This is a genomic window from Aurantimonas marina, assembly GCF_017183135.1.
Taxonomy (GTDB): domain Bacteria; phylum Pseudomonadota; class Alphaproteobacteria; order Rhizobiales; family Rhizobiaceae; genus Aurantimonas; species Aurantimonas marina.
The window spans coordinates 93,886-116,845 of the sequence record NZ_JADDXW010000008.1; the positions used below are offsets into that span (position 1 = coordinate 93,886).

A 22,960-nucleotide genomic window follows, 5' to 3' on the forward strand; every position below is an offset into this window, starting at 1 on the left:
GGACCAGAGCATGAACGAGGCAAAGCCGTGGTATCAGTCGCGAACCGTCTGGGGTGGGCTCGTAGCGTTTGGGGCGGCGATGGCCGGACTCCTCGGCGTGGACATCGACGCGGCCACGCACGAAATGCTAGCGCTATCGCTGACCAACGGCGCGGCGGCGATCGGCGCCGTCGTCGCGATCCTGGGGCGACTGGCCGCGCAGAAGACGCTCCGCTAGGTACGGCGCGAAAAGCGACGGACGGCCCGACGCGGTCGTCCGCCATTCATTCGTCGTTCAGCGACAATGCATTAGGACGGCAGGGGTCGCCATTTCGAATTGGCGGCGCCGCCATTCTCCAGCCGGACCCGAAATGACAATATTTCGCACTCTCCTCGCCAGCCTAGTGACGATCCTGATCATCGGGTCTGCTCCCCTGGCGGCGGCCGCGCCGGCTGCCGCTCAACTCCTGGGTAGCCCTTTTTCCGGTCGCCCCGTTGGTTCGGGTTTTGGTCTGGATGTCTCCCCGGGGCCAGGATTGAGGTTGGAGCCGGGCCCACGTCGAAACGGCGGGGGCGCTTTCGAAACCGCCGCCGCGAGCTGCTCTGGAGCCGCAGAGCAAGCGGCCGCGCAGACAGGTGGACAGGTCCTTTCGGTTTCCAGCCGTGAGCAGGGCGGCCAGACCGTTTGTGTGGTGACGCTCCTTGTCCCCGGCAAGGAGGGTGGCAGGCCACGCAAGACGACGGTAACGATACGGCCCTGATTGCCGTATTGTCGGAGCGAGGGGAGGCGTTGACTTCGAGCGCGTTCGCCGCGATTCGACAGGATAAGACGAGAGCGAGAAGACGAGGCCCGGCATGCGTATCCTAGTGGTCGAGGACGATCAGACCCTCAATCGGCAACTGACCGAGGCACTGACCGGCGCCGAGTATGTCGTCGACCGCGCCTTTGATGGCGAGGAGGGGCACTTCCTCGGCGACACGGAACCCTATGACGCGGTCATTCTCGATGTCGGTCTGCCGGTCATGGACGGCATCAGCGTTCTGGAGCGTTGGCGTCGCGATGGCCGGACCATGCCGGTGCTGATCCTGACCGCCCGCGACCGCTGGAGCGACAAGGTCACCGGGATCGACGCAGGCGCCGACGACTACGTCACCAAACCCTTTCACGTCGAGGAAGTGCTGGCCCGCATGCGCGCGTTGATCCGCCGCACGGCCGGCCATGCCTCGTCCGAAATCCACTGCGGTCCGGTCCGTCTCGACACGCGGGCGTCGCGGGTGTCGCTCGACGGGACGCCGTTGAAACTGACTTCGCACGAATACCGGCTGCTCGACTATTTGATGCATCATCAGGACCAGATCGTTTCCCGGACGGAGCTTATCGAGCATCTGTACGATCAGGATTTCGACCGCGATTCCAATACGATCGAGGTGTTCGTTGGACGATTGCGCAAGAAGCTCGGCATCGATGTGATCGAGACCGTCCGGGGGCAGGGTTACAGGATGAGCGATGGCCATTCGGGCCGCTAACTCCCTCACCGTCCGGGTCATCGTCCTGTCGAGTCTGTGGGCCGTCCTGGCCCTGATCGTCGTCGGCGGCCTGATCTCCACACTTTACGAGCGAACCGCGACGAGGGGCTTTGAAGACCTGCTCTCGGCGCAGCTCTATAACCTCGTCAACAGCGTCACGGTCAGCGACGCCGGCTATCTGTCCGGCTCGCCCGATCTTGGCGATCTGCGCTATTCCCAGCCGCTTTCAGGATGGTACTGGGAGGTGCTTCCCGCGAGCGACAACACCAAGGGACGATTGATCTCCAGTTCCCTCGGGATTCTTGAGGTTCCCTCCAAACCCTCCTCGGATATTCCCTTCGATTCCGCCTACCGCCGAAGCTATGACGCCAGCGGCCTCGACGGCGAGCAATTGAAAGTCATCGAGACGGAAGTCGTGCTCGACGCGCAGAACCACGCCGCGCGTTTTCGCGTGATGGGCAATGCTAGCGTCGTCGCCGCCGACGTCGCAGACTTCGATCGCACGCTCGTCTATTATCTCGGCGCGGTCGGCCTGGGGACGATCATCGTGAACGTGTTGGCCATTCTTGCCGGTCTTAGTCCCCTGGGCGCCGTCCGCCGCTCGCTGGCCAATGTGCGCACGGGAAAGGCGGAACGGCTGGAAGGACAGTTTCCCGCCGAAATCGAGCCGCTGGCCGTCGAGATGAACGCTCTGATCGACAACAACCGACGCATCGTCGAGCGTTCGCGGATGCAAGTCGGCAATCTGGCGCATTCGCTGAAGACGCCGATCGCGGTGCTCGTCAACGAGGCCGCTTCGCTGGGGGGGCGGCAGGGACAGGTCGTCGCCCATCAGGCGGAGCGGATGCGCCAACAGGTGCAGCACTATCTCGATCGTGCGCGGGTCGCCGCCCAGACCGAAGCGACCGTGTTCCGCGCGCCGGTCGGGCCGGCCCTGGAACGGCTGGTGCGGGTGATCGCCAAGCTCAATCCAGCGCGGGATCTCGAATTCGATCCGGTCTCGGCCGCGGACCTGGTCTTTGCCGGCGAGCGTCAGGATTTCGAGGAGATCGTCGGCAATCTGCTCGAGAACGCTGGCAAATGGGCGGCGCGGCGGATCATAGTGACCGGCAAAGCGGTTTCTGAGGACCGCTTCGCGACCATCATCGAAGATGACGGGCCGGGGCTGACCGAGGCACAGATCATCGAGGCGAAAAAGCGTGGCCGCCGTCTCGACGAGGCAACGCCGGGCAGCGGACTTGGCTTGTCGATCGTCTCCGACATGGTGGCCGAGTATCGCGGGTCGCTGGAATTCAGCCGCTCCGATCTCGGCGGCCTGCGGGTGACGATAGTGCTGCCACGCGCTTTGGGCGGCGGTGCGGCTTGACATCAACGGCCGAACCGACGAACTGCGGCACGCGGATTGCTCCGAACACCGCACCCTGTCGTTTCAGTCCCATCGGGCTGCCGCACTCGGATGAAAACGTCATGCGCATCGTGTTGAAGCTCGTCTTTCCCTTCCTGATCCTGCCTTTGGCGGGCTGTCTCAGTGCCGGGCTCGGTGGCGCATCGCTTGCTCCGGGTTCAGCCGGCGTCCAGGCGCTCGACGGCGGCTTGATCGGCCAGAGCGACGCGGCGAAATCCTTGTCTGATGCCGCACGCGCCAAAGCGTTGGAGGCCGAATTCCAGGCGTTGCAATACGGCTTGCCGGGGCAGGCGGTGCCCTGGTCCGCGGGCGGCTATAGCGGCGAGGTCGTGCCGACCCAGCTCTACCGTGTCGGGTCGCAGGATTGTCGGGGCTACTCCCATATGTTCAAGGGCAAGGCTCAGCCGGTCAAGGCCGTTGGGACCGCCTGCAAGACCACGAATGGGCTTTGGAAGCCGGTCGCCTGATCCCATCGCATTCGCTTCCTGACGAAGTGAATGGGCAAATCGGCCGATGTCTGCTAGACGGCTCGTCGGACGGAAACTGGTTTGAGACGGTCGGCCATTCGTGGCATTTGCTTCGATACCCGGCGATCTGTGTAAGGATGTCATGGCGTTCTGGTTTATCGCAGCTGGCATGACCGTTGCCGCGACTTTGGTGGCTCTTTGGCCCTTGTTTCGCGCCTCCCCGGATGAGGCGGCCACGCGTGCCGACCACGATGTGGAGGTCTATGCCGCGCAGCTTCGCGAACTGGATGCCGATGTCGAGCGTGGCACCATTGCCGCCGGTGAAGCGGAAACCGCGCGGGCCGAGATCGGACGGCGATTGTTGAAGGCGGCGGGCCGCGTGAAGGGTGGCGGCGATGGCGGCGCTGCAGGCTGGAGGCGCCCGGGCGTCATCGCCGCGATCGGCTTCATCGCGATCGCCGTGCCGCTTGGCTCGGCGGCTCTTTACATGACATTCGGGGTGCCCGGCCTGCCGGACATGCCGCTCGCCACGCGGCAAACGCCGCCACAGCTACCGGGCCAGGATGTCGAGAGCCTGGTGGCCACCGCGGAGGCACAGCTTCGTTCCAATCCAAACGATGGTCGCGGCTGGGACGTGCTCGCGCCGATCTATCTGCGACTGGACCGTCCGGACGACGCCGCCACCGCATTCGGGAACGCCATTCGCCTTATCGAGCCCACGGCATCTCGCCTGAGCGGCCTCGGCGAGGCCTTGACGCGGGCCGCCGACGGTGAAGTGACGGACGATGCGAAGGCGGCGTTCGAGCAGGCGCTCACGATCAACGGCGATTACCTGCCGGCGCATTTCTTCCTGGCGCTCGATCTGTCCCAGGAAGGTGATTACGCGCAGGCCGAGGCCGCGTGGGCGAAACTTATCGACATCAGCCCCAAAGACGCGCCCTGGATGCAGATCGCCGACGCGGCTCTCGCCGACGCGCGCCAGAAGACCGGCGCCGCTCCGCCACCGGCCAGCCTCGCGCAGAACGCCCAGCCGAAGGCGAACGGGCCGAGCGAAGCCGACATGGCTGCCGCCTCCGAAATGTCTGCCGACGACCGTCAGGCGATGATTCAGGGAATGGTCTCGCAACTGGCAGCCCGGCTGGAAGCAAACCCGGATGATCTCGCCGGATGGAAGCGGTTGATCCGGTCCTACGCGGTTATGGGAGACAGCGAGAAGGCGAGTGCGGCTTTAGCGACCGCCTCCGGCGCCTTCACGCGCGGTTCCGCGGCCGGTCAGGAGATCGCCGCGCTCGGCGAGGCATTGGGTCTGACGCCGGCGCAGACGACGCTATCCGCGCCGCCTCAGCCGAGCGAGGCGGACGTGGCCGCAGCGTCCGCGATGTCTGCCGACGACCGTCAGGCCATGATCCAGGGAATGGTTTCGCAACTGGCGAGCCGGCTGGAATCCAACCCGCGGGACGTGGAAGGGTGGAAGCGGCTGATTCGGTCCTATAAGGTTCTGGGTCAGAGCGAGAAGGCGAGCGACGCGCTGCGGACGGCGTTTCAGCATTTCGGGGCGGACACCGCCGCGGGCCGGGAAATCGCCGCTCTCGGAGAAGAACTCGGCTTGACGGACGCGGAGGCGACACAGACCCAATGACACGGAAAACGAAACGCCTTTATTCGATCGGAGCCATCGTCATCGTCATCGGCGCGGCTGCCGGCCTCGTCCTGACCGCACTGTCGGATTCGGTGGCGTTCTTCAATTCACCCAGTGACATCGTCGCCAAAGCACCGGCGCCCTCGCAGCGCATCCGGCTCGGCGGCCTCGTCGAACAGGGTTCGGTCGTGCGCGGCGGTTCGCAAAAGGTGACATTCCGGGTCACGGACACGATCGAGAGCGTGCCGGTGACCTATACCGGGCTTCTGCCGGACCTTTTCCGCGAAGGGCAGGGCGTCGTCACCGAAGGCACGCTCGGACCAGACAACGTCTTCGTCGCCGACACCGTGCTCGCCAAGCACGACGAGAACTACATGCCGAAGGAAGTCGTCGACGACCTGAAGGCGCGTGGCTTGTGGGAAGAAGGCAAGGGCATGGTCAAGTCCGACCCGCAGCCTGCGCCCGTGCAGACGGAAAGCGGAGCGAGCTCATGATCGTCGAGATTGGCCTGTATGCGTTGATTTTGGCTCTGTCTCTCTCTCTGGTCCAGTCGCTGCTGCCGGTCATCGGCGCGCGGACGGGAGACGCGCGGCTGATGGAGACGGGGACCGTCACCGCGACCGGCGGTTTCGTGCTCCTCGCCATTTCATTTTCGGCCCTGACGGCGGCCTATGTGACCTCGGACTTCTCGGTCGCCAACGTCTTCGAGAATTCCCATTCCCTGAAGCCGATGCTCTACAAGGTCACCGGCGTGTGGGGCAATCACGAAGGCTCGATGCTGCTCTGGGTGATGATCCTGGCGTTCTTCGGTGCGCTCGTCGCCCTGTTCGGTCGGGACCTGCCGGCCAGCCTCAAGGCGAACGTCCTCTCCGTGCAGGCTTGGATCTCCAGCGCCTTCCTCCTGTTCATTTTGTTCACCTCCAACCCCTTCGCTCGCCTTGCGCCGGCTCCGATGGAGGGGCGGGATCTCAACCCGATTCTTCAGGATGTCGGCCTCGCCATCCATCCGCCGCTTCTGTATCTCGGTTATGTCGGTTTCTCGATCGCCTTCTCCTTCGCCGTCGCGGCGCTGATCGACGGGCGGATCGACGCGGCCTGGGCGCGCTGGGTGCGGCCCTGGACGCTGGTCGCCTGGATTTTTCTGACCGCGGGCATCGCGATGGGCTCCTACTGGGCCTATTACGAACTTGGCTGGGGCGGCTGGTGGTTCTGGGACCCGGTTGAGAACGCCTCTTTCATGCCCTGGCTGTCGGGCACGGCGCTGCTGCATTCCGCGGTGGTCATGGAGAAGCGCTCGGCGCTGAAAATCTGGACCATCCTCTTGGCGATCCTGACCTTCTCGCTGTCGCTACTCGGCACCTTCCTGGTGCGCTCGGGCGTTCTGACGTCGGTGCATGCCTTCGCGACGGACCCGGAGCGCGGCATCTTCATCCTGATGATCCTTTGCCTGTTCATCGGTGGCTCGCTGGCGTTGTTCGCGATGCGCGCTTCGACGCTGGAGTCGGGCGGGTTGTTCGCACCGATCAGCCGCGAGGGCGCGCTGGTCTTCAACAACCTGTTTCTCACCACGGCGGCGGCGACCGTTTTGATCGGCACGCTCTATCCGTTGGTGTTGGAGGTCATCACCGGCGAAAAAATCTCGGTCGGCGCGCCGTTCTTCGATCTGACCTTCGGGCCGTTGATGGTGCCGCTCCTGTTCGCGCTGCCGTTCGGGCCCCTGCTGGCCTGGAAGCGGGGCGATCTTCTCGCCGCTGCGCAGCGGCTTTATTTCGCCATCGGCGCGGTCATGTTCACGGTTATCGTGGCTGTCGCGGTGACCTCCGGCACGAAGATTCTGGCGTCACTCGGTTTCGGCCTTGCGGTCTGGCTCCTGGTCGGCAGCCTGACGGATCTGTACAGTCGAGCCAACTTCGCCAAGGCAGGCTGGCGCAAGGGGCTGTCACGCCTGAAGGGTTTGCCTCGGTCGGCCTACGGCACGGTTCTTGCCCATTTCGGCGTCGGCGTTCTGGTGCTCGGCGTTGTCACCGTGTCGGCCTTCGAGACCGAGGACGTGCTTTCGATGGCGCCTGGCGACCGTGTCGAAGCCGGCGGCTATACGCTGCAATACGAAGGCATCGCTCCACGCCAGGGGCCAAATTACGAGGAACAGCTCGGCACGTTCGCGCTGAGTCGCGACGGTCGCGACGCCGGGGTGCTGGAAAGCGCCAAGCGCTTCTACCCGGCCCGGCAGGCGCCGACGACCGAAGCCGGAATCCACACCCGTTGGTTTTCTCAACTCTACATCGCGCTCGGCGACCCGGCCGAAGACGGCAGCTCGACCGTCGTGCGCATCTGGTACAAGCCGTTCATCACACTGATCTGGATCGGTGCGGTTCTGATGGCTCTGGGCGGGGTGATCTCGCTGGCCGACCGGCGGCTGCGGGTCGGCGCGCCGGCGCGCAGCCGGAAGCGGACGGCCGCGATGGCGAGGGTCTGAGCCATGATCCGGTACGTTCGGCGTCTCCTTTCGGTCTTAGCCCTGCTCGCCATTCTGCTGCCGGGTGGGCTGACAGTCGGGCCGGCTTTCGCCGTCAATCCCGACGAGGTGTTGAGCGATCCGGTGCTCGAGGCCCGGGCGCGGGAGCTTTCGGCGGGTCTGCGCTGCCTGGTCTGCCAGAACCAGTCGATCGACGATTCCAACGCCGATCTCGCCAAAGACCTGCGGCTTCTGGTCCGCGAGCGTCTTGTCGCCGGTGACACCGACGAGGAAGTCCTTGATTATCTGGTGTCACGTTACGGCGAATTCGTGCTGCTCAAGCCGCGCTTCGACTGGGCGACCTTGGCGCTATGGGGCGCGCCGATCATCCTGCTGCTCGGCGGCATCGGATTCGCTTTGACAGCCTTGCGCAATCGCCGGAGCGAAAGCGGCACGCCGCAGCTTTCGGCCGAAGAGGAAGCCGCCATCGCCGAGGTCGTCAAGGCTGAGCGGTAGGCACGAGACACCGGAACGGGGCGCGCGCGCGACTGCGCTCCTCGTCTCGTGACTACCTTACGAAGATTTCACGCCCTCGAAAAGCTCCTGTAACCTCAAGCACCCTATCTGTGGTCGCATCGAAGGTGAGATCGGCTTGAACGCCGGCTCGCCGGGGATTCAGACGACCTAGCGAAAGGGTTTCCGATGCGGAACGAGACGAAAAGCAAGACCAAGCGCGGCGGTTTGATCGCCGGTGCGCTGGCCGCCGGCGTGGCCGGACTGGCCTTTTCCGGAGGTGTTGTCACCAACACCGTTCCGGTATTCGCCCAGCCGGTACAGGTCGAGGCGCCGGCCCAGAACTTCGGCTTCGCCGATGTGGTCGAGAAGGTCTCCCCGGCGGTGGTGTCGGTGCGCGTGACGCAGGACATCTCGCCGACGACATCCAGCGAACAGGATATGGCCAGCCCCTTCGACAATCTGCCCGAAGACCATCCGCTCCGCCGCTTCTTCGACATCCCCGGCCAGAACGGCATGCCCGAGGGCATGCGTCCGCGCCGGCAGCCGCGCCAGGCGATGGGTCAGGGGTCCGGCTTCTTCATTTCCGACGACGGCTATCTGGTCACGAATAACCACGTCGTCGGTGACGGCAGCAAATACACCGTCGTCATGGACGACGGCACGGAGTACGACGCCCGGCTGATCGGCACCGACAAGCGGACCGACCTGGCGCTTCTCAAGGTCGATCGCAAGGACAAGACATTCACCTATGTCGAGTTCGGGGATGACGACGCGGTTCGCATCGGCGATTGGGTCGTTGCCGTCGGCAATCCGTTCGGCCTGGGCGGCTCGGTCACGGCGGGTATCGTTTCGGCGCGCGGCCGCGATATCGGTGCCGGTCCCTATGACGATTTCCTGCAGATCGACGCGGCGGTGAACCGCGGCAATTCCGGCGGTCCGGCTTTCGGCCTCGACGGCAAGGTCATCGGCGTCAATACGGCGATCTTCTCGCCGTCCGGCGGCAATGTCGGCATCGCCTTCGCCATTCCCGCCTCGGTCGCCAAAAGTGTCATTCAGTCGCTGCGCGACGATGGCAACGTCGAGCGCGGCTGGCTGGGTGTCCAGATCGCTTCGGTGACCAATGACATCGCTGAGGCGGTGGGTCTCGCCGGCGACAAGGGCGCGATCGTCACGCTGCCGGACAACGAGACGCCGGCGTCGAAGGCCGGAATCGAAACCGGCGACGTGATCACCGCGGTTGATGGTCAGACGGTCGACAGCCCACGCGAACTGGCCCGGAAAATCGGCAACTACAAGCCCGGCAGCGACGTGGACATCACTGTCTGGCGTGATGGAAAGAGCCAGGACATCTCGGTCAAACTCGGCGATCTGGCAAGCCTTGACGAGGCTTCGTCGATCGAAAATTCCAGCAACCGCCAGATGCCCGCCGATCCGTCGTCGCTTTCCGGCTACGGCCTGACGCTGGTGCCTTCAGAGGACGGCAAGGGGCTCGTCGTGACTGACGTCGATCCGGACTCCTCGGCTGCCGACAAGGGCGTCGAAGCGGGTGACGTCATCGTCACCGTCAACGGCAAGCCCGTCTTGAATCAGAAGGACGTTCAGGCGGCGATCGAGGATGCCTCCAAAAACGGACGGAAAGCCGCGCTCTTCCAGCTGAAGAACGGCGACCAGAACCGCTTTGTGGCTTTGCCGATCGACAAGGGCTGATCCCTACTGCGGGTCGGTGGCCTTCCCCGGTTTCCGGCCCGTTCCAGATGCGCGGCGGAGGGGCGGACAGCTCGCAATGAGCTGCCTTTGCACCTTCGCCGCTTTTCTTTTGCCCAAGATCGATCAGATAAGGGAGCCGATCATGTCCTCTTCCACGGCCCTTGAAGCATCGACGGAATCCATGCGCATCCTGATCATCGAAGATGACCGCGAGGCGGCGGCGTATCTGGTCAAGGCGCTGCGGGAGGCCGGTCATGTGGCAGACCACGCCGGCGACGGCGAAACCGGCTTCCACATGGCCGACAGCCGGTCCTACGACGTGTTGATCGTCGATCGCATGTTGCCGGAGCGTGACGGCCTCTCGGTGATATCGGGTCTGCGCGAGAAGGGCGACGGGACGCCTGCGCTGATCCTCTCGGCGCTGGGTCAGGTCGATGACCGGGTTACCGGACTGAGGGCCGGGGGCGACGATTATCTGGCCAAGCCCTTCGCCTTTTCAGAATTGCTGGCCCGGGTTGAGGTGCTCGGCCGGCGCCGCGGCGGCAAGGACGTGGAGACCAGCTACCGTGTCGGCGATCTCGAACTTGACCGCCTGTCCCATGAAGTCCGGCGCGCCGGCAAGACGGTTGTGCTCCAGCCGCGCGAATTTCGCCTGCTCGAATATCTGATGAAACACGCCAACCAGGTCGTCACCCGCACCATGCTCCTGGAAAATGTCTGGGACTATCATTTTGACCCGCAGACCAACGTCATCGACGTCCATATCTCGCGACTGCGCTCGAAGATCGAACGGGACTTCGATTCGCCGCTGCTGCATACCGTTCGCGGTTCCGGCTACATCATGCGTGCCGGCGAATAGGACAGGAATATCAAGCTGCGGTGATAGGGACCTATTCGATGGAACTGAACGAGCTTGCCCGGCCGGGAGCGGCATTGGGCAAGCGGTGCGACGCCGTCCGGCGAGACCGTTCAGCCCACCGCAGGCCGGGCGCTCGCCGCGCCTGGCTTCGTCGCGGGCCTCGCCCGATGCGCCGCATCGTGCGTCGTCCGCTCCTCGCCACGCATCGGCGATCATCGCGGTCGAATGAATTCCTATCACCGCGGGTTGGTATAAGAGGTTTCGGGGCATGGAGCGACTGAAGGCGCTGATGCGCATGACGGCCGTTCGCATGTCGGCCGTTTATCTGCTGCTTTTCGCCATATTCGCCATCGTCCTCGTCTTCTATGTCACCGCCACGGCGTCGGGAATACTGGAGAGCCAGAGCCGCACGGCGATTTCAGAGGAGCTCAGCGACCTCGCGCAGGTCTACCGCACCAACGGGATCATCGGCCTCGTGCGCACGGTCGACCGCCGTGCCCGCCAACCCGGCGCTTCGCTCTATCTCGTCACCGACGCGACCGGCCGCATCATCGCCGGTAATGTCGAGAACCTGCAGGCCGGCGTTCTCGACGAACCGGGTTTCACCAATAATGTCTTCGCCTATGAGCGTTTCGCCGAGAATGCCGGCGATCGCTACCATCTCGCGCTCGCCGAGGTCGTGAGCCTGCCGAACGGCATGCGCGTACTCGTCGGGCGCGACCAGACCGAACAGGAACGCTTTCGACAGATCGTACGCAGTGCGCTGATCCTGGCGCTCGCATTGATGGGCGCAGGTGCACTGTTCGCGTGGCTGCTGGTCGGCCGCCGCGCCCTGCAGCGTCTCGACCGCATGTCCGTGTCGAGTGCCCGCATCCTTGCGGGCGATCTGACCCAGCGGCTTCCGGTGACCGGTGCGGGCGATGAGTTCGATCGTCTGTCGGAAAACCTCAACACCCTGCTGGCGCGGGTCGCCCTTCTGCAGGAGGGGCTTCGGCAGGTCTCCGACAATATCGCGCACGATCTCAAGACCCCTCTGACACGGTTGCGCAATCGCGCCGAGGCGGCGCTGACGACGGCCTCCGGGGAGGGCGATCCGCGCGAGGCGCTGGAAGGCACGATCGCCGAGGCGGACCAGATGATCCGCACCTTCGACGCGCTCTTGATGATCTCGCGGGTCGAGGCCGGCTCGCATCCCGTCATCAAGGATCGAGCCGATATCGCCACTATCGTTGCGGACGTCGCGGAACTCTACGAGCCCCTAGCCGAGGAGGCCGGCGCCCGCCTCGTCGTCGACGCGCCCGCGCCGGTGATCGCCTCGGTCAGCCGGGAACTGATAGCCCAGGCGCTGTCCAATCTTCTCGACAACGCGCTGAAATACGCCACCGGCGACGGCAGCACAGTGATCGCGATCCACCTGACCGAAAATGGCGGTCTTTGCCGGCTGGCGGTTTCGGATAATGGCCCCGGCATCCCCTCCGAGCAGCGCGATCGGGTGCTGGAGCGCTTCTATCGTCTTGACCAGAGCCGCTCGCTGCCCGGCTCCGGTCTCGGCCTTTCGCTGGTTCAGGCGATCGCCCGCGTGCATGGAGGGACGTTGACGCTTGAGGATGCCGCTCCGGGCCTTACAGTGATCCTGGAGTTTCCTCTGGACGGAAAGACGCTCCTGGATGGCGAAGGATGAGGCAAGAGGTCTCGGGATTGGCGGTGGTCACCGATTGGCGCCGCTGGAGCCGGACAAGGCGGCGGCGTGGCTCGCCGATCTGAAGGCGGCGGCCGAGGCAGGGGAGTGCCCAAGGCTCGCGACGTTCCTCGCGGAAGGCGGCGCGGAGACCGAACAGCTCGGGGCTGTGCTCGACCTCTCATCGTATCTCAACAGCCAGATGCAGCAGCATCCCGAGTGGCTGGAGGCGTTGTTCGGCCAAGACGCGAACGAGCGGATCGCCGATCGGATCGCAATGTTGCGAAAACGGCCCGCGACGGATCAGAGCGAAAGCGCTCTGATGAAAGAGCTTCGGCTGATCAAGCGCGAGGTGTCGCTGCTGATTGCCCTGCGGGATCTGTTCGGGGCCGCGACACCGGCCGAGATCACCGCCGACATGTCCGAACTCGCGGAGGCCGCGATCGGCGCCGCGGTGCGGTTCTGTCTTGCCGAGGCCCATCGCTCCGGCAAGCTGGTGTTGCCGCACCCGGAAGATCCGGAGACGGATTGCGGGCTGTTCGTTCTCGGCATGGGCAAGCTGGGCGGAGGCGAGCTCAACTATTCAAGCGACGTCGACCTCATCGTCTTCTTCGAGGAATCGGCCGGCATCTGTGCCGACCCGGTGGAAGCGGTGGACACATTGTCCAAATTGGTGCGCCGGCTGGTGCGGATCGTCGGCGAGAGCACGGCCGACGGCTATGTGTTTCGCACCGACCTGCGGCTGCGGCCGGATCCGGGCGCGATGCCGCTGGCGATCTCGGTCGACACCGCGCTTACCTATTACGAGGGCAGCGGACGCAATTGGGAACGCGCCGCGATGATCAAGGCGCGACCGATCGCGGGTGACCGCGCCGCGGGAGAAGCGTTCCTTCAGGAATTGACCCCCTTCGTCTGGCGAAAATATCTCGACTTCGCCGCGATCGCCGACATCCAGGCGATGAAGACCCGCATCGATCGACATCGCGGCTTCGACGACGTCGGCGTTGCGGGGCACAATGTGAAGCTTGGGCGTGGCGGTATCCGCGAGGTCGAATTCTTCGTTCAGGCCCAGCAACTGATCGCGGGTGGGCGCGCGCCCGCGCTGCGCCAACGCCGCACCGACAAGGCGCTCGCCGAACTCGCCGCCGGGGGGTGGATCGAGGTCGGGACCGAAGCCGAGCTCGTCTCCGACTACTGGTTTCTTCGCCGCATCGAGCACTGCATCCAGATGGTCGCAGACGAGCAAAGCCATACCTTGCCGGAGGACGAAGAGGGGGTCGAGCGCATCGCCCGCCTCGCCGGATTTGAGGATCGCGCGGCGTTCTCGAAGGCTCTGCTGGAGCGGCTCAACCGAGTAGACCGGCGCTACACGTGGCTGTTCAGCGACGGACGCGACCGCGAGACAAGTGCGATCGAGGAAACCGAATTCAAGGGATTGCTGGCCAGCGAGGACGATCCGGAAGCACTCGCCCGGCTGAGCAATCTCGGGTTTTCCCGTCCTGAGGACGTCGCTCGGATCGTGCGTTCATGGGGTTACGGACGCTATCGCGCCACCCGTTCGGAGACCGCGCGGGAACGCCTCGCCAAGGTTCTGCCGATGCTGCTGAAGGCGTTTTCGGGTGCGAAGGATCCCGACGGAGCCGTCGCCGCCTTCGACACGTTTCTGGCGGGGCTACCGTCGGGGATTCAGTTCTTTTCCCTGATCGCCTCCAACCCTCGCGTGCTCGACCTTCTCGCCCTGATCCTCACGTCGGCGCCGGCGCTGCGCGACACGATCGCCGCGCGCCCGCACGTCTTCGACGCGCTTCTCGATCCGGCCTTTTTCGACGAGGTGCCGGACCGCGACCTGATGTCGGAACGTCTGGCGATGTTCCTGACCGAGGCCGATGGCTACGAGGACGTGCTGGCCCGACTGCGCATCTTCGCGTCGGAACAGCGGTTCTTGGTCGGGGCGCGGTTGCTGAGCGGCGTGGTCGATGTCGGCGAAGCGGGACTGGCTTTCTCGAACATTGCCGACGTCGTGCTCGATGCGACACTGGACGCCGTCACGGAAGCCTTTGCCATGCGGCATGGTCATGTCGCCGACGCGCGAATCGCCCTGCTCGGCATGGGTCGACTCGGCAGTCGCGAGCTGACGGCTGGCTCCGATGTCGACCTGATCCTGCTTTATGACCATGATGAAGCGGTCGAGGAGTCGGATGGGGAAAAGCCTTTATCGTCCGGTCTTTATTTTGCGCGCCTCACGCAACGCCTGATTGCGGCGCTGACGATCCCGATGCGCGAGGGTGTGCTTTACGAGGTCGATTTCCGGCTGCGCCCCTCGGGCAATATGGGGCCGCTAGCAACCCGCATCGATTCGTTCCGCCGCTATCAGCTGGACGAGGCCTGGACCTGGGAACGGATGGCGCTGACGCGCTCGCGGTCGATCGCCGGTGATCCGGAGCTTTGCGCGGAGGTGACCCGGACCGTTCGTGATATTCTTTCGCAACCGCGTGAGGAAGCGACCACGACCCGTGATGTCGGCGACATGCGCCGACGCATCGAGCGCGACAAGCCGGCCAAGGGGCCGCTCGATCTCAAGCTGCGATCCGGCGGTCTGGTCGATCTGGAATTCCTGGCACAGTGGGCGCTGCTGACCGGTCGTGCCGATCTCGACCTCGTCGGTGCGCCGACCGCGGACGTTCTCGATGCGGCCGATCTTGCCGCCGGTATCGAAGCAAGGTGCGATCTGGCGGCAGCCATGCGCCGCTACACTTGCGTCATTCAAATCCTGCGGCTTGGGCCAGGCGATGTTCAGAGGGTGAAGGATCTGCCGCCCGGTCTCGCCGACCGCCTGGTTCGGGCGCTGGAGGTTGAGGGGACAGACGGGCTGGAGCCGCTTCTGGCGGAGACGGCGGCCGCCGTCCGGACCGTGTTCGATGTGCTGCTGCCCGGCGCGACTTCGAAAGAGGCGCAGACCGAGGCAGCCGCCTCGGCGCTTCACCGGGCCTGAGCCTCAGATCCGGTCAGGCGGCGGGCGCCTCGGCCGCTTCGACTTGCCTGGCCGGCGCATGGGATGAATGCGCCGGGGCGATCGGCAGGCGGATCGCGACGACGGTTCCGACATCGATGCACGAACTGATCCGCATGCGGCCGCCTTGCAGCTCGACCAACGAGCGGGCGATGGCGAGGCCGAGCCCCGTCCCCTTGTTGCTGCGGGTCAATTCGTTCTCGATCTGCTCGAACGGACGACAGAGGCTGGCCAGCGCGGCCTGGGGAATGCCCATGCCGGTGTCGGAGATCGTAATCAGGGCGGTCTCGCCCACGGCCCGCACGCGCAGCCGAACCGTGCCGCCCGGGTCGGTGAATTTGACGGCGTTGGACAGGAGATTGAGAAGGATCTGCTTGGTCGCCCGGCGATCGGACTGGAACGACAATTGGTCCGGGGCGCTTCCCTCGAAGCGGATCGTCTTCTGTTCGGCCTGGACCTCGATGATCTTGGTGGCCTCCGCGACGATCTGGGTGAGGTCGAGTTGCTCCGGGGAGAGGACGAGGCGCCCAGCCTCTATCTTGGCCATGTCGAGGATGTCGTCGATGAGCCGCAACAGATAGTGGCCGCTTTGATGGATGTCTTCGGTGTATTCCCCGTATTTCTCGCAACCGATCGGACCGAATGTGCCCTGACGCATGATCTCCGAGAAGCCGAGAATGGCGTTGAGCGGCGTGCGCAGCTCATGTGACATGTTGGCCAGGAAGGTCGTCTTGGCGCGCGAGGCGCCCTCTGCACGCTCCTTCTCGACGGCGTAATTTCGGTTCAGCTGGGTCAGTTGAACGGCCTTCTTCTCCGCATCGCGTCGCGCCACGGACAGATCGTCAATGACCGCCATCAGGCGCCGCTCGGAGTCCGACAGGCGTGCCTGGTGCAGTTTGAGCTGCGTTACGTCGGTGCCGATGGAGACAAAACCACCATCGGCGGTGCGCCGTTCCGACAGAAGCAGCCAGCGACCGTCGGCGAGCAGAGCCTCCGAGGCGCGTTCGCCTTCGGCGAACGCCGGGCTGGTGACCGTGTGGCTATCAATCGGCTTGCGGGCCTTGGCCATAACCACGTCGAGCGGGGTCCCGCGAGCGACGTCCGCCTCGGTGAGGCCGAAGGTCTGGCGGTATTTGGAATTACAGAGGACAAGGCGATTGCGATTGTCGCAAAGGACGAAGGTTTCGGAGATATTCTCGATCGCACTGTTGAGCTGCTTGTTGGCCTCGTCGCTGAGGCGGGCGAGTTCCTGTTGCTCGCTGACATCGAGCGCGATGCCGATCAGATGAACTTCGTTTTCGCCGGTGCGCGTTACCTGGGCTCGCGCGCGGAGCCAGACATAGGCGCCGTCGTTCCTGCGCATGCGGAAATTGTGATCAAGGCTGGTGATCTTGCCGGCGGCGACGCTCCGGGCGACATCCAGGAGGTTGCCGTCGTCGGGGTGGAGCAGGGGCGCGACATCGCCGAAGGCAAGAACGCTGTCCGTCGGTTGCAGGCCGAGCATCTCGTACATCGAGCGCGACCAGTACATTCGCCCGCGGGCGATGTCCCAATCCCAAAGGCCGCACTGGCCGCGCGACAAGGCCGTGTCGACCTTCCGATGAGTCTCAAGATACAGCGCGTCGGCGTCCTGGGCACGCGTCGCCTGACGGAAATATGCGTAGAGAATGACCAGCATGATGATGCTGGTGAAGGCAAACAGGGTAACGTTCAGCGAGACCGATTTGCGCCATTCGGCAAGCAGGTCGGCATCGGGCTGGATGAAGGTGACGGTGCCCTGATCGCCAGCCAGATTGGCGCTTGCGACAAAGGCGGCTTCGCCTTGGAACCGCGTACGCTGAACCCCAGCGCGCTGCCCGAACATAAGCAGCGCCTGCGACTCGTCCAGCAAGAGCATCAGATCGTCGCCGAGAAGGTGCTCATAGCCCGGCATGACCGCGGTGATCAGCCCGCCGGCATTGCTGACGACGGCAAAGCGCCCCTGCCGGATCAGCGCGGCCGGAATGGCGCTCGTCAGCAGCGCGTTCGCGTCTGCCACCTTCGGATCGGACGCGTAGGCGAGCTGGCTTTCCGTCCGCATCAGCTTCGTCGCGATCTGGAGTTCGCGCGACGCGCTCTCTTCAAGGGCGAAGCGCTCTTCGACGAGCGCCGCGAAGCGTGCGATCGCGGCAATCGCGAGAAACAGAATGATCAGGATGGGAATGGTGCGGCGGAGCGCCTTCTCGGAGCGCAGGAGCCTCTGGTAGGTCGGACCCGCCAACATCTTGGCGTGTCCGGCGATCTCTGTCTTGGCGGTTAGTAATGCCTCGAATCGGGACAATAGTCCCCCTGCCGGCGCGTTTGACGCGTCCGCTCTCATGCCTAACCCCTCGTAACCGCATCTCAACGATTCGGCATGCCGCACATCCGAATCACCGCCAATTGATCAGAGGCGAATCACCTTGTCCAGAGTTGAATTACGACAAGATTAAGGAGTCAATGAACAGATCGCTTATCGCAGAGATCGTCCCAAGATATCTCGCAGGTCGGCCGAGATGTCTTTAAGTTCAATTAGTTGCCGTAATGTCGCACTTGCCTTGTCGCGGCGAGCTGGCTCCAGGCTCCGCCAGGAGCGGAAGGTGGTCGCAACTCGTGCCGAGACCTGCGGGTTCAGCCGGTCGATTTCCACCAGTCGCTCCGCGACCCAGCGGTAGCCTGCGCCGTCGGCCCGGTGAAACGCCAGTTGGTTCGCCGCGGCGAATGTACCGACAAGCGCCCGGACGCGGTTCGGGTTCTTCAGGGAGAACTTCGGATGCGTGGCGAGGCCGGCAACGATCTCGACGGCCTTCGGACTTGGAATCGTCGCCTGGATCGCGAACCATTTGTCGATGACGAGACCATCACGTTCGAAGCGGTCGTAGAAATCGTTCAGCGCGGACGTAGAGGCTGGCGTGTCGGGAAAGCGATGCACCAGGACCGTCAGGGCGGCGAGGCGGTCGGTCATGTTTCCAGCGATCGTATATTGTTCTTCGGCCGGGCCGGGATCGCCGGTTGCTGCGGCGAGATAACCAAGAGCGGCGTTGGCGAGAGCCCGCTTTCCGACGCTCTCGGCATCGGGTGAAAATTCCACGCTGGATTCCCGGTCGGCATGGAGGCGGGCGAACAGGGCGGCGCCGCGCTTGCCCACGTCGCCCCGTGCGGTCTCGATGACGGCGTGAACGGCGTCGGGGTCGACGTTCTCCGCGAGCATACGTGCGATTTCAGCCTCTCCAGGCAAGGCGAGCGCCTGGGCGCGGAATGCCGCTTCCAGGCTTTCGTCTCCGGCCGAGCCGAGGATGGCATCGATGATTTCGGATGCCAGCGGTGCTTGGGTCGCTGACGATGGCCGTCGGCTTGCCTTTGTCAGCGCCGCGCCGACGAGATCGTTGAGGATGCGCCAGCGGTTGAACAGGTTCGGGTCAAGACGGGCAAGGGCAAGGCGGTCGGCCTCGCTCTGGGCGTGATCGAGCGTCACTGGCGCCGAAAAGTCCCTAAGCACCGACAGGTAGGGGCGCTCGCCCAGATTTTCAAAGACGACGCTCGCTTCCGCCTCGGTGAGATGGACAACAGCACCCTCGACGCCGGCGCCCTGGACGGGTGCCGCGTCCTTGTCCTGGCCGTTGGACCCGACGAGACCGAAGCGGATCGGAATATGCATCGGCGTGGTGCCGGTTCCGGCGGCGCCGGGCTGCAGCGTCTGCTTGAAGCCGACGGTGAGGCGATCGGCGGCCGCATCGTAATCCTCCGTGACGGTAAGGGTGGGCGTTCCCGCCTGACCGTACCACAGCGCGAGACGTGACAGGTCCTCGCCGGTCGCGACCTCGAAACAGGCGATAAAGTCCTCGACCGTCGCGGCGTCGCCGTCGTGGCGGTCGAAATAAAGGTCCATGCCCTTGCGAAAGCCTTCGCGGCCGAGGATCGTCTCGATCATCCGCACCAGCTCGGCGCCCTTGTCGTAGACAGTCGCCGTGTAGAAATTGTTGATCTCGCGGTATTCTGTCGGCCGGACGGGGTGTTGCAGAGGCCCCTGGTCCTCGGGAAACTGATGCGCCTTCAACCGGCGAACAGAGCTGATGCGCTGGACCGTGGCCGAGCGCTCGTCCGCGCTGAATTCCTGGTCGCGGTAAACCGTCAGCCCTTCCTTGAGGCAGAGCTGGAACCAGTCGCGGCAGGTGATCCGGTTGCCGGTCCAGTTGTGGAAATATTCGTGGGCGATGACCGTTTCCACGCCGGCATAGTCGGTATCCGTCGCCGTCTCCGGGTCGAGCAGGACATATTTGTGATTGAAGATGTTGAGGCCCTTGTTCTCCATCGCACCCATGTTGAAATCGGCGATCGCCACGATGTTGAACACGTCGAGATCGTATTCGCGGCCGAAGCGGCGCTCGTCCCAGACCATCGAGCGTTTCAACGCATTCAAGGCGTAGCGGGCCTGCGCGGAACGGCCCTTTTCGGTGTAGATGGCGAGGCTGACGGATTTGCCGCTCGCCGTGGTGAAGGGCTCGTGGATCAAGTCGAGATCGCCGGCGACCATGGCAAAAAGATAGGACGGCTTGTTGAACGGATCGTCCCAGACGGCGAAATGCCGATTGTCGGGAAGGGTGCCCGTCTCCGTCGGGTTGCCGTTCGACAGCAAAATGGGCGCGGCCCCCCGGTCGGCCTCGATTCTGACCGTGTACGGCGCCAGCACATCCGGGCGATCGAGGAAGTAGGTGATCCGGCGGAAGCCCTCAGCCTCGCACTGGGTGCACCAGATGCCGTTGGAGCGATAGAGCCCCATCAGTTTCGTGTTGTTTTCCGGCACGAGCGTCGTCGCGACGTCAAGCGTGAAGCGCCGGTCTGACGGCAGGTCGGTGATTTCAAGCCGCTCGGGAGATGCTTTGTACCGGTCGCCTTCCGGCGGCGTGCCATCCAGTGCCAGTCCCGTCAGCGTCAATTCGTCGCCGTCGAGAACCAGTGGGGCGGCCGCGTCGGCGCCCTTGCGTCGCTCAAGCTCGAGCGTCGTATCGATGTCGGCGCGTCCCTCGAACAGTCGTATCGTCATCGCCACCGAATGCAGGACGAAGTCCGTGGCGCGGTAGTCTGCGAGCTTGATGGTCTGACCGTCGTCGGTGCGAGGCATGGAGCGGTTCCTTTCGTGTCGCAGCGGGAGGTAGCCCCCCACGGTCCGATTGCCAACCGGTCCCTGACAGGGTTTTCGATGATGGCAGGGCTCCAAAGCATCGGCGTCGACCCTCGACGGGAGCTGTGTGGCGCAATAAGTGAAGCTTGGAAAAGCCGTCATGTCCTCGTCCCGGTCGCGCGCCGCAGCATGTCCGGTGGCGCGCATACCCATCCAGGAGCCAATTCCCCATGAACCTCATGACACCGAAATTCGGCCTAGGCGCTTCGGTCCTGCGGAAGGAAGACGACAGTTTCATCCGAGGCGAGGGGTGTTACACGGACGACGAAACCCGGCCGGACATTCTGCATGCCGCGGTGGTGCGCTCTCCACATGCCCACGCGAATTTCACCATCACGGATATCGAACCCGCCCGATCGGCCCCCGGTGTCGTTCTGGTGATGACCCATGCGGACGTCGCCGAACTCGGCGATGTGCCCTGCCAGACGTTGTTGGAACAGCCGGACGGCAGCAAGGTTTTGGCCCGTGACATTCCCGTGCTCTGCCGCGATGTCGTTCGGCATGTCGGCGATGCGGTCGCCTTCGTGGTCGCCGAAACGGCGATCCAGGCGGCTGACGCCGCGGAGCTCCTCGTCGTCGACTACGAGTCGCTGCCGGTCGCTGCCGATATCGAGACGGCAACGGCGGAGGGGGCGGCGCCGGTCTGGCCGGACAGCGACGGGAACATCGGCGGCCATCTCAACACGGGGGACAAGCAGCGGACCGAAGAGGCGTTCGCGAACGCTCCAAAGGTTAGCGAAATCACGCTCCGCCAGAACCGTCTTGTCTGCAACTATATGGAGCTTCGCTCCGCGCTCGGAGAGTGGTCGCAGGACGAGGACCGCTGGATATTGACGACTGGAAGCCAAGGCGTGCACGGCATCCAGGCGGTGCTGGCCAAGAACGTGCTCAAGGTCGACCCGTCGAAGGTGCGGGTCGTGACCAAGGATGTCGGCGGCGGTTTCGGGACCAAGGCGTTCCTCTACCGGGAACACGTTCTGGTTCTGGTGGCGGCCAAGCGCCTCGGCCGTCCGGTCAAATGGACCGGTGACCGCGGCGAGCATTTCGTCTCCGACGCGCATGGCCGCGACAATGTCGTTACGGCACGCATGGCGATGGACGAGGACGGGCGCTTTCTCGCTCTCGACATCGACCTCTACGCCAATATGGGGGCGTATCTGTCGCAGAACGGGCCGTTCATTCCCTATCTGGGCATGTCGATGGCGCCAGGCCTCTACGACGTCGAGGCGGTCAATGTCGATTGCCACCTGGTCTTCACCAACACCGTTCCCATCGATGCCTATCGGGGCGCCGGGCGTCCGGAGGCGTCCTATCTGATTGAACGGCTGGTCGACAAATGCGCGCTCGACATGGGGTTGACCCGGGAGGACATCCGGCGGAAGAACTTCATCCGCCCCGACCAGCTTCCCTATACGACGGCGGTTGGCCGGATGTACGACACCGGCGATTTCGAGGGCCATCTGGCCGAGGCGATGCGGCAGTCGGGCTGGCAGGAGTTCGAAGCGCGCCGGCAGAGCGCCAAGGAACAAGGCAAGCTTCGCGGCATCGGAATGGCAACCTATGTCGAAGCCTGCGCCTTCGCGGGCTCCGAGCCGGCCTATGCCGAATTGACCCCGGCGGGGCGGATCGAACTGAAGATCGGCACACAAAGCAACGGGCAGGGCCATGCCACGGCCTATGCCCAGTTTGTCGCCGAGGCGCTGAATCTCGACTATGATCTGATCGACGTAAAACAGGGCGATACCGACGACACACCGACCGGCGGTGGCACCGGCGGCTCGCGGTCGATCCCGCTCGGCGCAGTGTCGGTTCGGCGGGCGAGCCAGACCCTGGCGGACAAGATCAAGAAGCTGGCGGCGAGCGAGTTGGAGGCCTCGACCGGCGACATCGAACTCGACGGCGGAACCGCGCGGATCGTCGGGACCGACCGTTCGATCGATTTCGCCGCCATCGCCGCTGCCGCCCCCACCCCCGAGGACCGCAAGGCCGTCGGCGAGTTCAGGCAGGACGAGGCGACCTATCCGAACGGCACTCATATCTGCGAGGTCGAAATCGATCCAGAGACAGGAACGACGGAGATCATTGCCTACACGATCGTCGACGATTTCGGGGTGACGGTGAACCCGATGCTGCTCGCCGGCCAGATTCACGGCGGCGTCGCGCAGGGAATCGGCCAGGCCCTGCTCGAAAACGCGGTCTATGATGAGGAGGGGCAACTCGTCGCCGCGAGCTTCATGGACTATGCCATGCCGCGAGCCTGGGACCTGCCGTTCTTCGCGTTCAAGACCCGCAACGTGCCGTCGACGACGAATGCCCTCGGCATCAAGGGCGCCGGAGAGGCCGGCACCATTGGCGCTGCTCCCGCTGTAATGAACGCCGTCGCCGATGCGCTACGGCCCGCCGGCGTCGATCATATCGACATGCCGGCGACGCCCTTGCGGGTTTGGCAGGCGTTGCAGGCGGTTCGCTAAGGCATCCGCAAGGGGACGCGACACAACACCTGGCGGGTGCGTCCGCC

Annotated in this window: 15 protein-coding genes; 13 read left to right on the plus strand and 2 right to left on the minus strand. The window is 64.4% G+C overall.

Annotation, left to right across the window (positions count from 1 at the left end; all coding sequences use genetic code 11):
- Positions 1 to 10 precede the first annotated feature (10 nt).
- The 12 genes from ING15_RS11100 (at position 11) to ING15_RS11155 (ending at position 15,224) form a co-directional block, all read left to right on the plus strand.
- Positions 11 to 217 (plus strand): hypothetical protein, encoded by a 207-nt coding sequence (locus tag ING15_RS11100; RefSeq protein WP_206454871.1) that lies wholly within the window; start codon positions 11 to 13, stop codon positions 215 to 217.
- A gap of 617 nt (positions 218 to 834) precedes the next feature.
- Positions 835 to 1,506 carry a response regulator transcription factor gene (locus ING15_RS11105; protein ID WP_206454872.1) on the plus strand — a complete coding sequence of 224 codons (672 nt, stop codon included), beginning with the start codon at positions 835 to 837 and terminating at the stop codon, positions 1,504 to 1,506.
- Positions 1,487 to 2,872 (plus strand): ATP-binding protein, encoded by a 1,386-nt coding sequence (locus ING15_RS11110; protein WP_206454873.1) that lies wholly within the window; start codon positions 1,487 to 1,489, stop codon positions 2,870 to 2,872. The genes ING15_RS11105 and ING15_RS11110 overlap by 20 nt, the downstream gene beginning before the upstream one ends.
- A 101-nt stretch (positions 2,873 to 2,973) precedes the next feature.
- A complete protein-coding gene (locus tag ING15_RS11115; RefSeq protein ID WP_206454874.1) occupies positions 2,974 to 3,378 on the plus strand; it encodes a hypothetical protein in 405 nt (134 codons plus the stop codon).
- 142 nt (positions 3,379 to 3,520) lie between these two features.
- Positions 3,521 to 5,017: a c-type cytochrome biogenesis protein CcmI gene (ccmI, locus tag ING15_RS11120; RefSeq protein ID WP_206454875.1), complete on the plus strand. Its 1,497-nt coding sequence runs from the start codon at positions 3,521 to 3,523 to the stop codon at positions 5,015 to 5,017.
- Positions 5,014 to 5,511 (plus strand): cytochrome c maturation protein CcmE, encoded by a 498-nt coding sequence (gene ccmE, locus ING15_RS11125; protein ID WP_206454876.1) that lies wholly within the window; start codon positions 5,014 to 5,016, stop codon positions 5,509 to 5,511. The genes ccmI and ccmE overlap by 4 nt, the downstream gene beginning before the upstream one ends.
- Entirely contained in the window at positions 5,508 to 7,493 is a 1,986-nt protein-coding gene (locus tag ING15_RS11130; protein WP_206454877.1) for a heme lyase CcmF/NrfE family subunit, read from the plus strand. The genes ccmE and ING15_RS11130 overlap by 4 nt, the downstream gene beginning before the upstream one ends.
- A gap of 3 nt (positions 7,494 to 7,496) precedes the next feature.
- On the plus strand, positions 7,497 to 7,988 hold the full coding sequence (locus ING15_RS11135; protein WP_206454878.1) for a cytochrome c-type biogenesis protein: 492 nt from the start codon (positions 7,497 to 7,499) through the stop codon (positions 7,986 to 7,988).
- 186 nt (positions 7,989 to 8,174) lie between these two features.
- Positions 8,175 to 9,695, plus strand: coding sequence for a Do family serine endopeptidase (locus tag ING15_RS11140; protein ID WP_206454879.1), 1,521 nt, complete (start codon positions 8,175 to 8,177; stop codon positions 9,693 to 9,695).
- Between the two features lie 142 nt (positions 9,696 to 9,837).
- Complete coding sequence (locus tag ING15_RS11145; protein WP_269812747.1) at positions 9,838 to 10,554, plus strand: response regulator transcription factor; 717 nt, start codon at positions 9,838 to 9,840, stop codon at positions 10,552 to 10,554.
- 268 nt (positions 10,555 to 10,822) lie between these two features.
- Entirely contained in the window at positions 10,823 to 12,235 is a 1,413-nt protein-coding gene (locus tag ING15_RS11150) for a sensor histidine kinase (protein ID WP_206454880.1), read from the plus strand.
- A complete protein-coding gene (locus ING15_RS11155; RefSeq protein WP_206454881.1) occupies positions 12,222 to 15,224 on the plus strand; it encodes a bifunctional [glutamine synthetase] adenylyltransferase/[glutamine synthetase]-adenylyl-L-tyrosine phosphorylase in 3,003 nt (1,000 codons plus the stop codon). Before ING15_RS11150 ends, ING15_RS11155 begins: the two co-directional genes overlap by 14 nt.
- A gap of 13 nt (positions 15,225 to 15,237) precedes the next feature.
- On the opposite strand, the gene ING15_RS11160 is transcribed toward ING15_RS11155, so the two are convergent.
- Positions 15,238 to 17,601, minus strand: a complete 2,364-nt coding sequence (locus ING15_RS11160; protein WP_206454882.1) for a PAS domain-containing sensor histidine kinase — start codon at positions 17,599 to 17,601, stop codon at positions 15,238 to 15,240.
- 132 nt (positions 17,602 to 17,733) lie between these two features.
- Positions 17,734 to 20,382 carry an aminopeptidase N gene (pepN, locus tag ING15_RS11165; protein ID WP_206454883.1) on the minus strand — a complete coding sequence of 883 codons (2,649 nt, stop codon included), beginning with the start codon at positions 20,380 to 20,382 and terminating at the stop codon, positions 17,734 to 17,736.
- Between the two features lie 230 nt (positions 20,383 to 20,612).
- On the opposite strand from pepN, the gene ING15_RS11170 reads away from it, so the two are divergent.
- Complete coding sequence (locus tag ING15_RS11170; RefSeq protein ID WP_206454884.1) at positions 20,613 to 22,913, plus strand: xanthine dehydrogenase family protein molybdopterin-binding subunit; 2,301 nt, start codon at positions 20,613 to 20,615, stop codon at positions 22,911 to 22,913.
- Positions 22,914 to 22,960: the final 47 nt, after the last annotated feature.

Coding starts and splice junctions, on each gene's coding strand:
- ING15_RS11100 (WP_206454871.1), top strand. CDS start 11: ATGAACGAGGCAAAGCCGTGGTATCAGTCGCGAACCGTCTGGGGTGGG.
- ING15_RS11105 (WP_206454872.1), top strand. CDS start 835: ATGCGTATCCTAGTGGTCGAGGACGATCAGACCCTCAATCGGCAACTG.
- ING15_RS11110 (WP_206454873.1), top strand. CDS start 1,487: ATGGCCATTCGGGCCGCTAACTCCCTCACCGTCCGGGTCATCGTCCTG.
- ING15_RS11115 (WP_206454874.1), top strand. CDS start 2,974: ATGCGCATCGTGTTGAAGCTCGTCTTTCCCTTCCTGATCCTGCCTTTG.
- ccmI (WP_206454875.1), top strand. CDS start 3,521: ATGGCGTTCTGGTTTATCGCAGCTGGCATGACCGTTGCCGCGACTTTG.
- ccmE (WP_206454876.1), top strand. CDS start 5,014: ATGACACGGAAAACGAAACGCCTTTATTCGATCGGAGCCATCGTCATC.
- ING15_RS11130 (WP_206454877.1), top strand. CDS start 5,508: ATGATCGTCGAGATTGGCCTGTATGCGTTGATTTTGGCTCTGTCTCTC.
- ING15_RS11135 (WP_206454878.1), top strand. CDS start 7,497: ATGATCCGGTACGTTCGGCGTCTCCTTTCGGTCTTAGCCCTGCTCGCC.
- ING15_RS11140 (WP_206454879.1), top strand. CDS start 8,175: ATGCGGAACGAGACGAAAAGCAAGACCAAGCGCGGCGGTTTGATCGCC.
- ING15_RS11145 (WP_269812747.1), top strand. CDS start 9,838: ATGTCCTCTTCCACGGCCCTTGAAGCATCGACGGAATCCATGCGCATC.
- ING15_RS11150 (WP_206454880.1), top strand. CDS start 10,823: ATGGAGCGACTGAAGGCGCTGATGCGCATGACGGCCGTTCGCATGTCG.
- ING15_RS11155 (WP_206454881.1), top strand. CDS start 12,222: ATGGCGAAGGATGAGGCAAGAGGTCTCGGGATTGGCGGTGGTCACCGA.
- ING15_RS11160 (WP_206454882.1), bottom strand. CDS start 17,601: ATGAGAGCGGACGCGTCAAACGCGCCGGCAGGGGGACTATTGTCCCGA.
- pepN (WP_206454883.1), bottom strand. CDS start 20,382: ATGCCTCGCACCGACGACGGTCAGACCATCAAGCTCGCAGACTACCGC.
- ING15_RS11170 (WP_206454884.1), top strand. CDS start 20,613: ATGAACCTCATGACACCGAAATTCGGCCTAGGCGCTTCGGTCCTGCGG.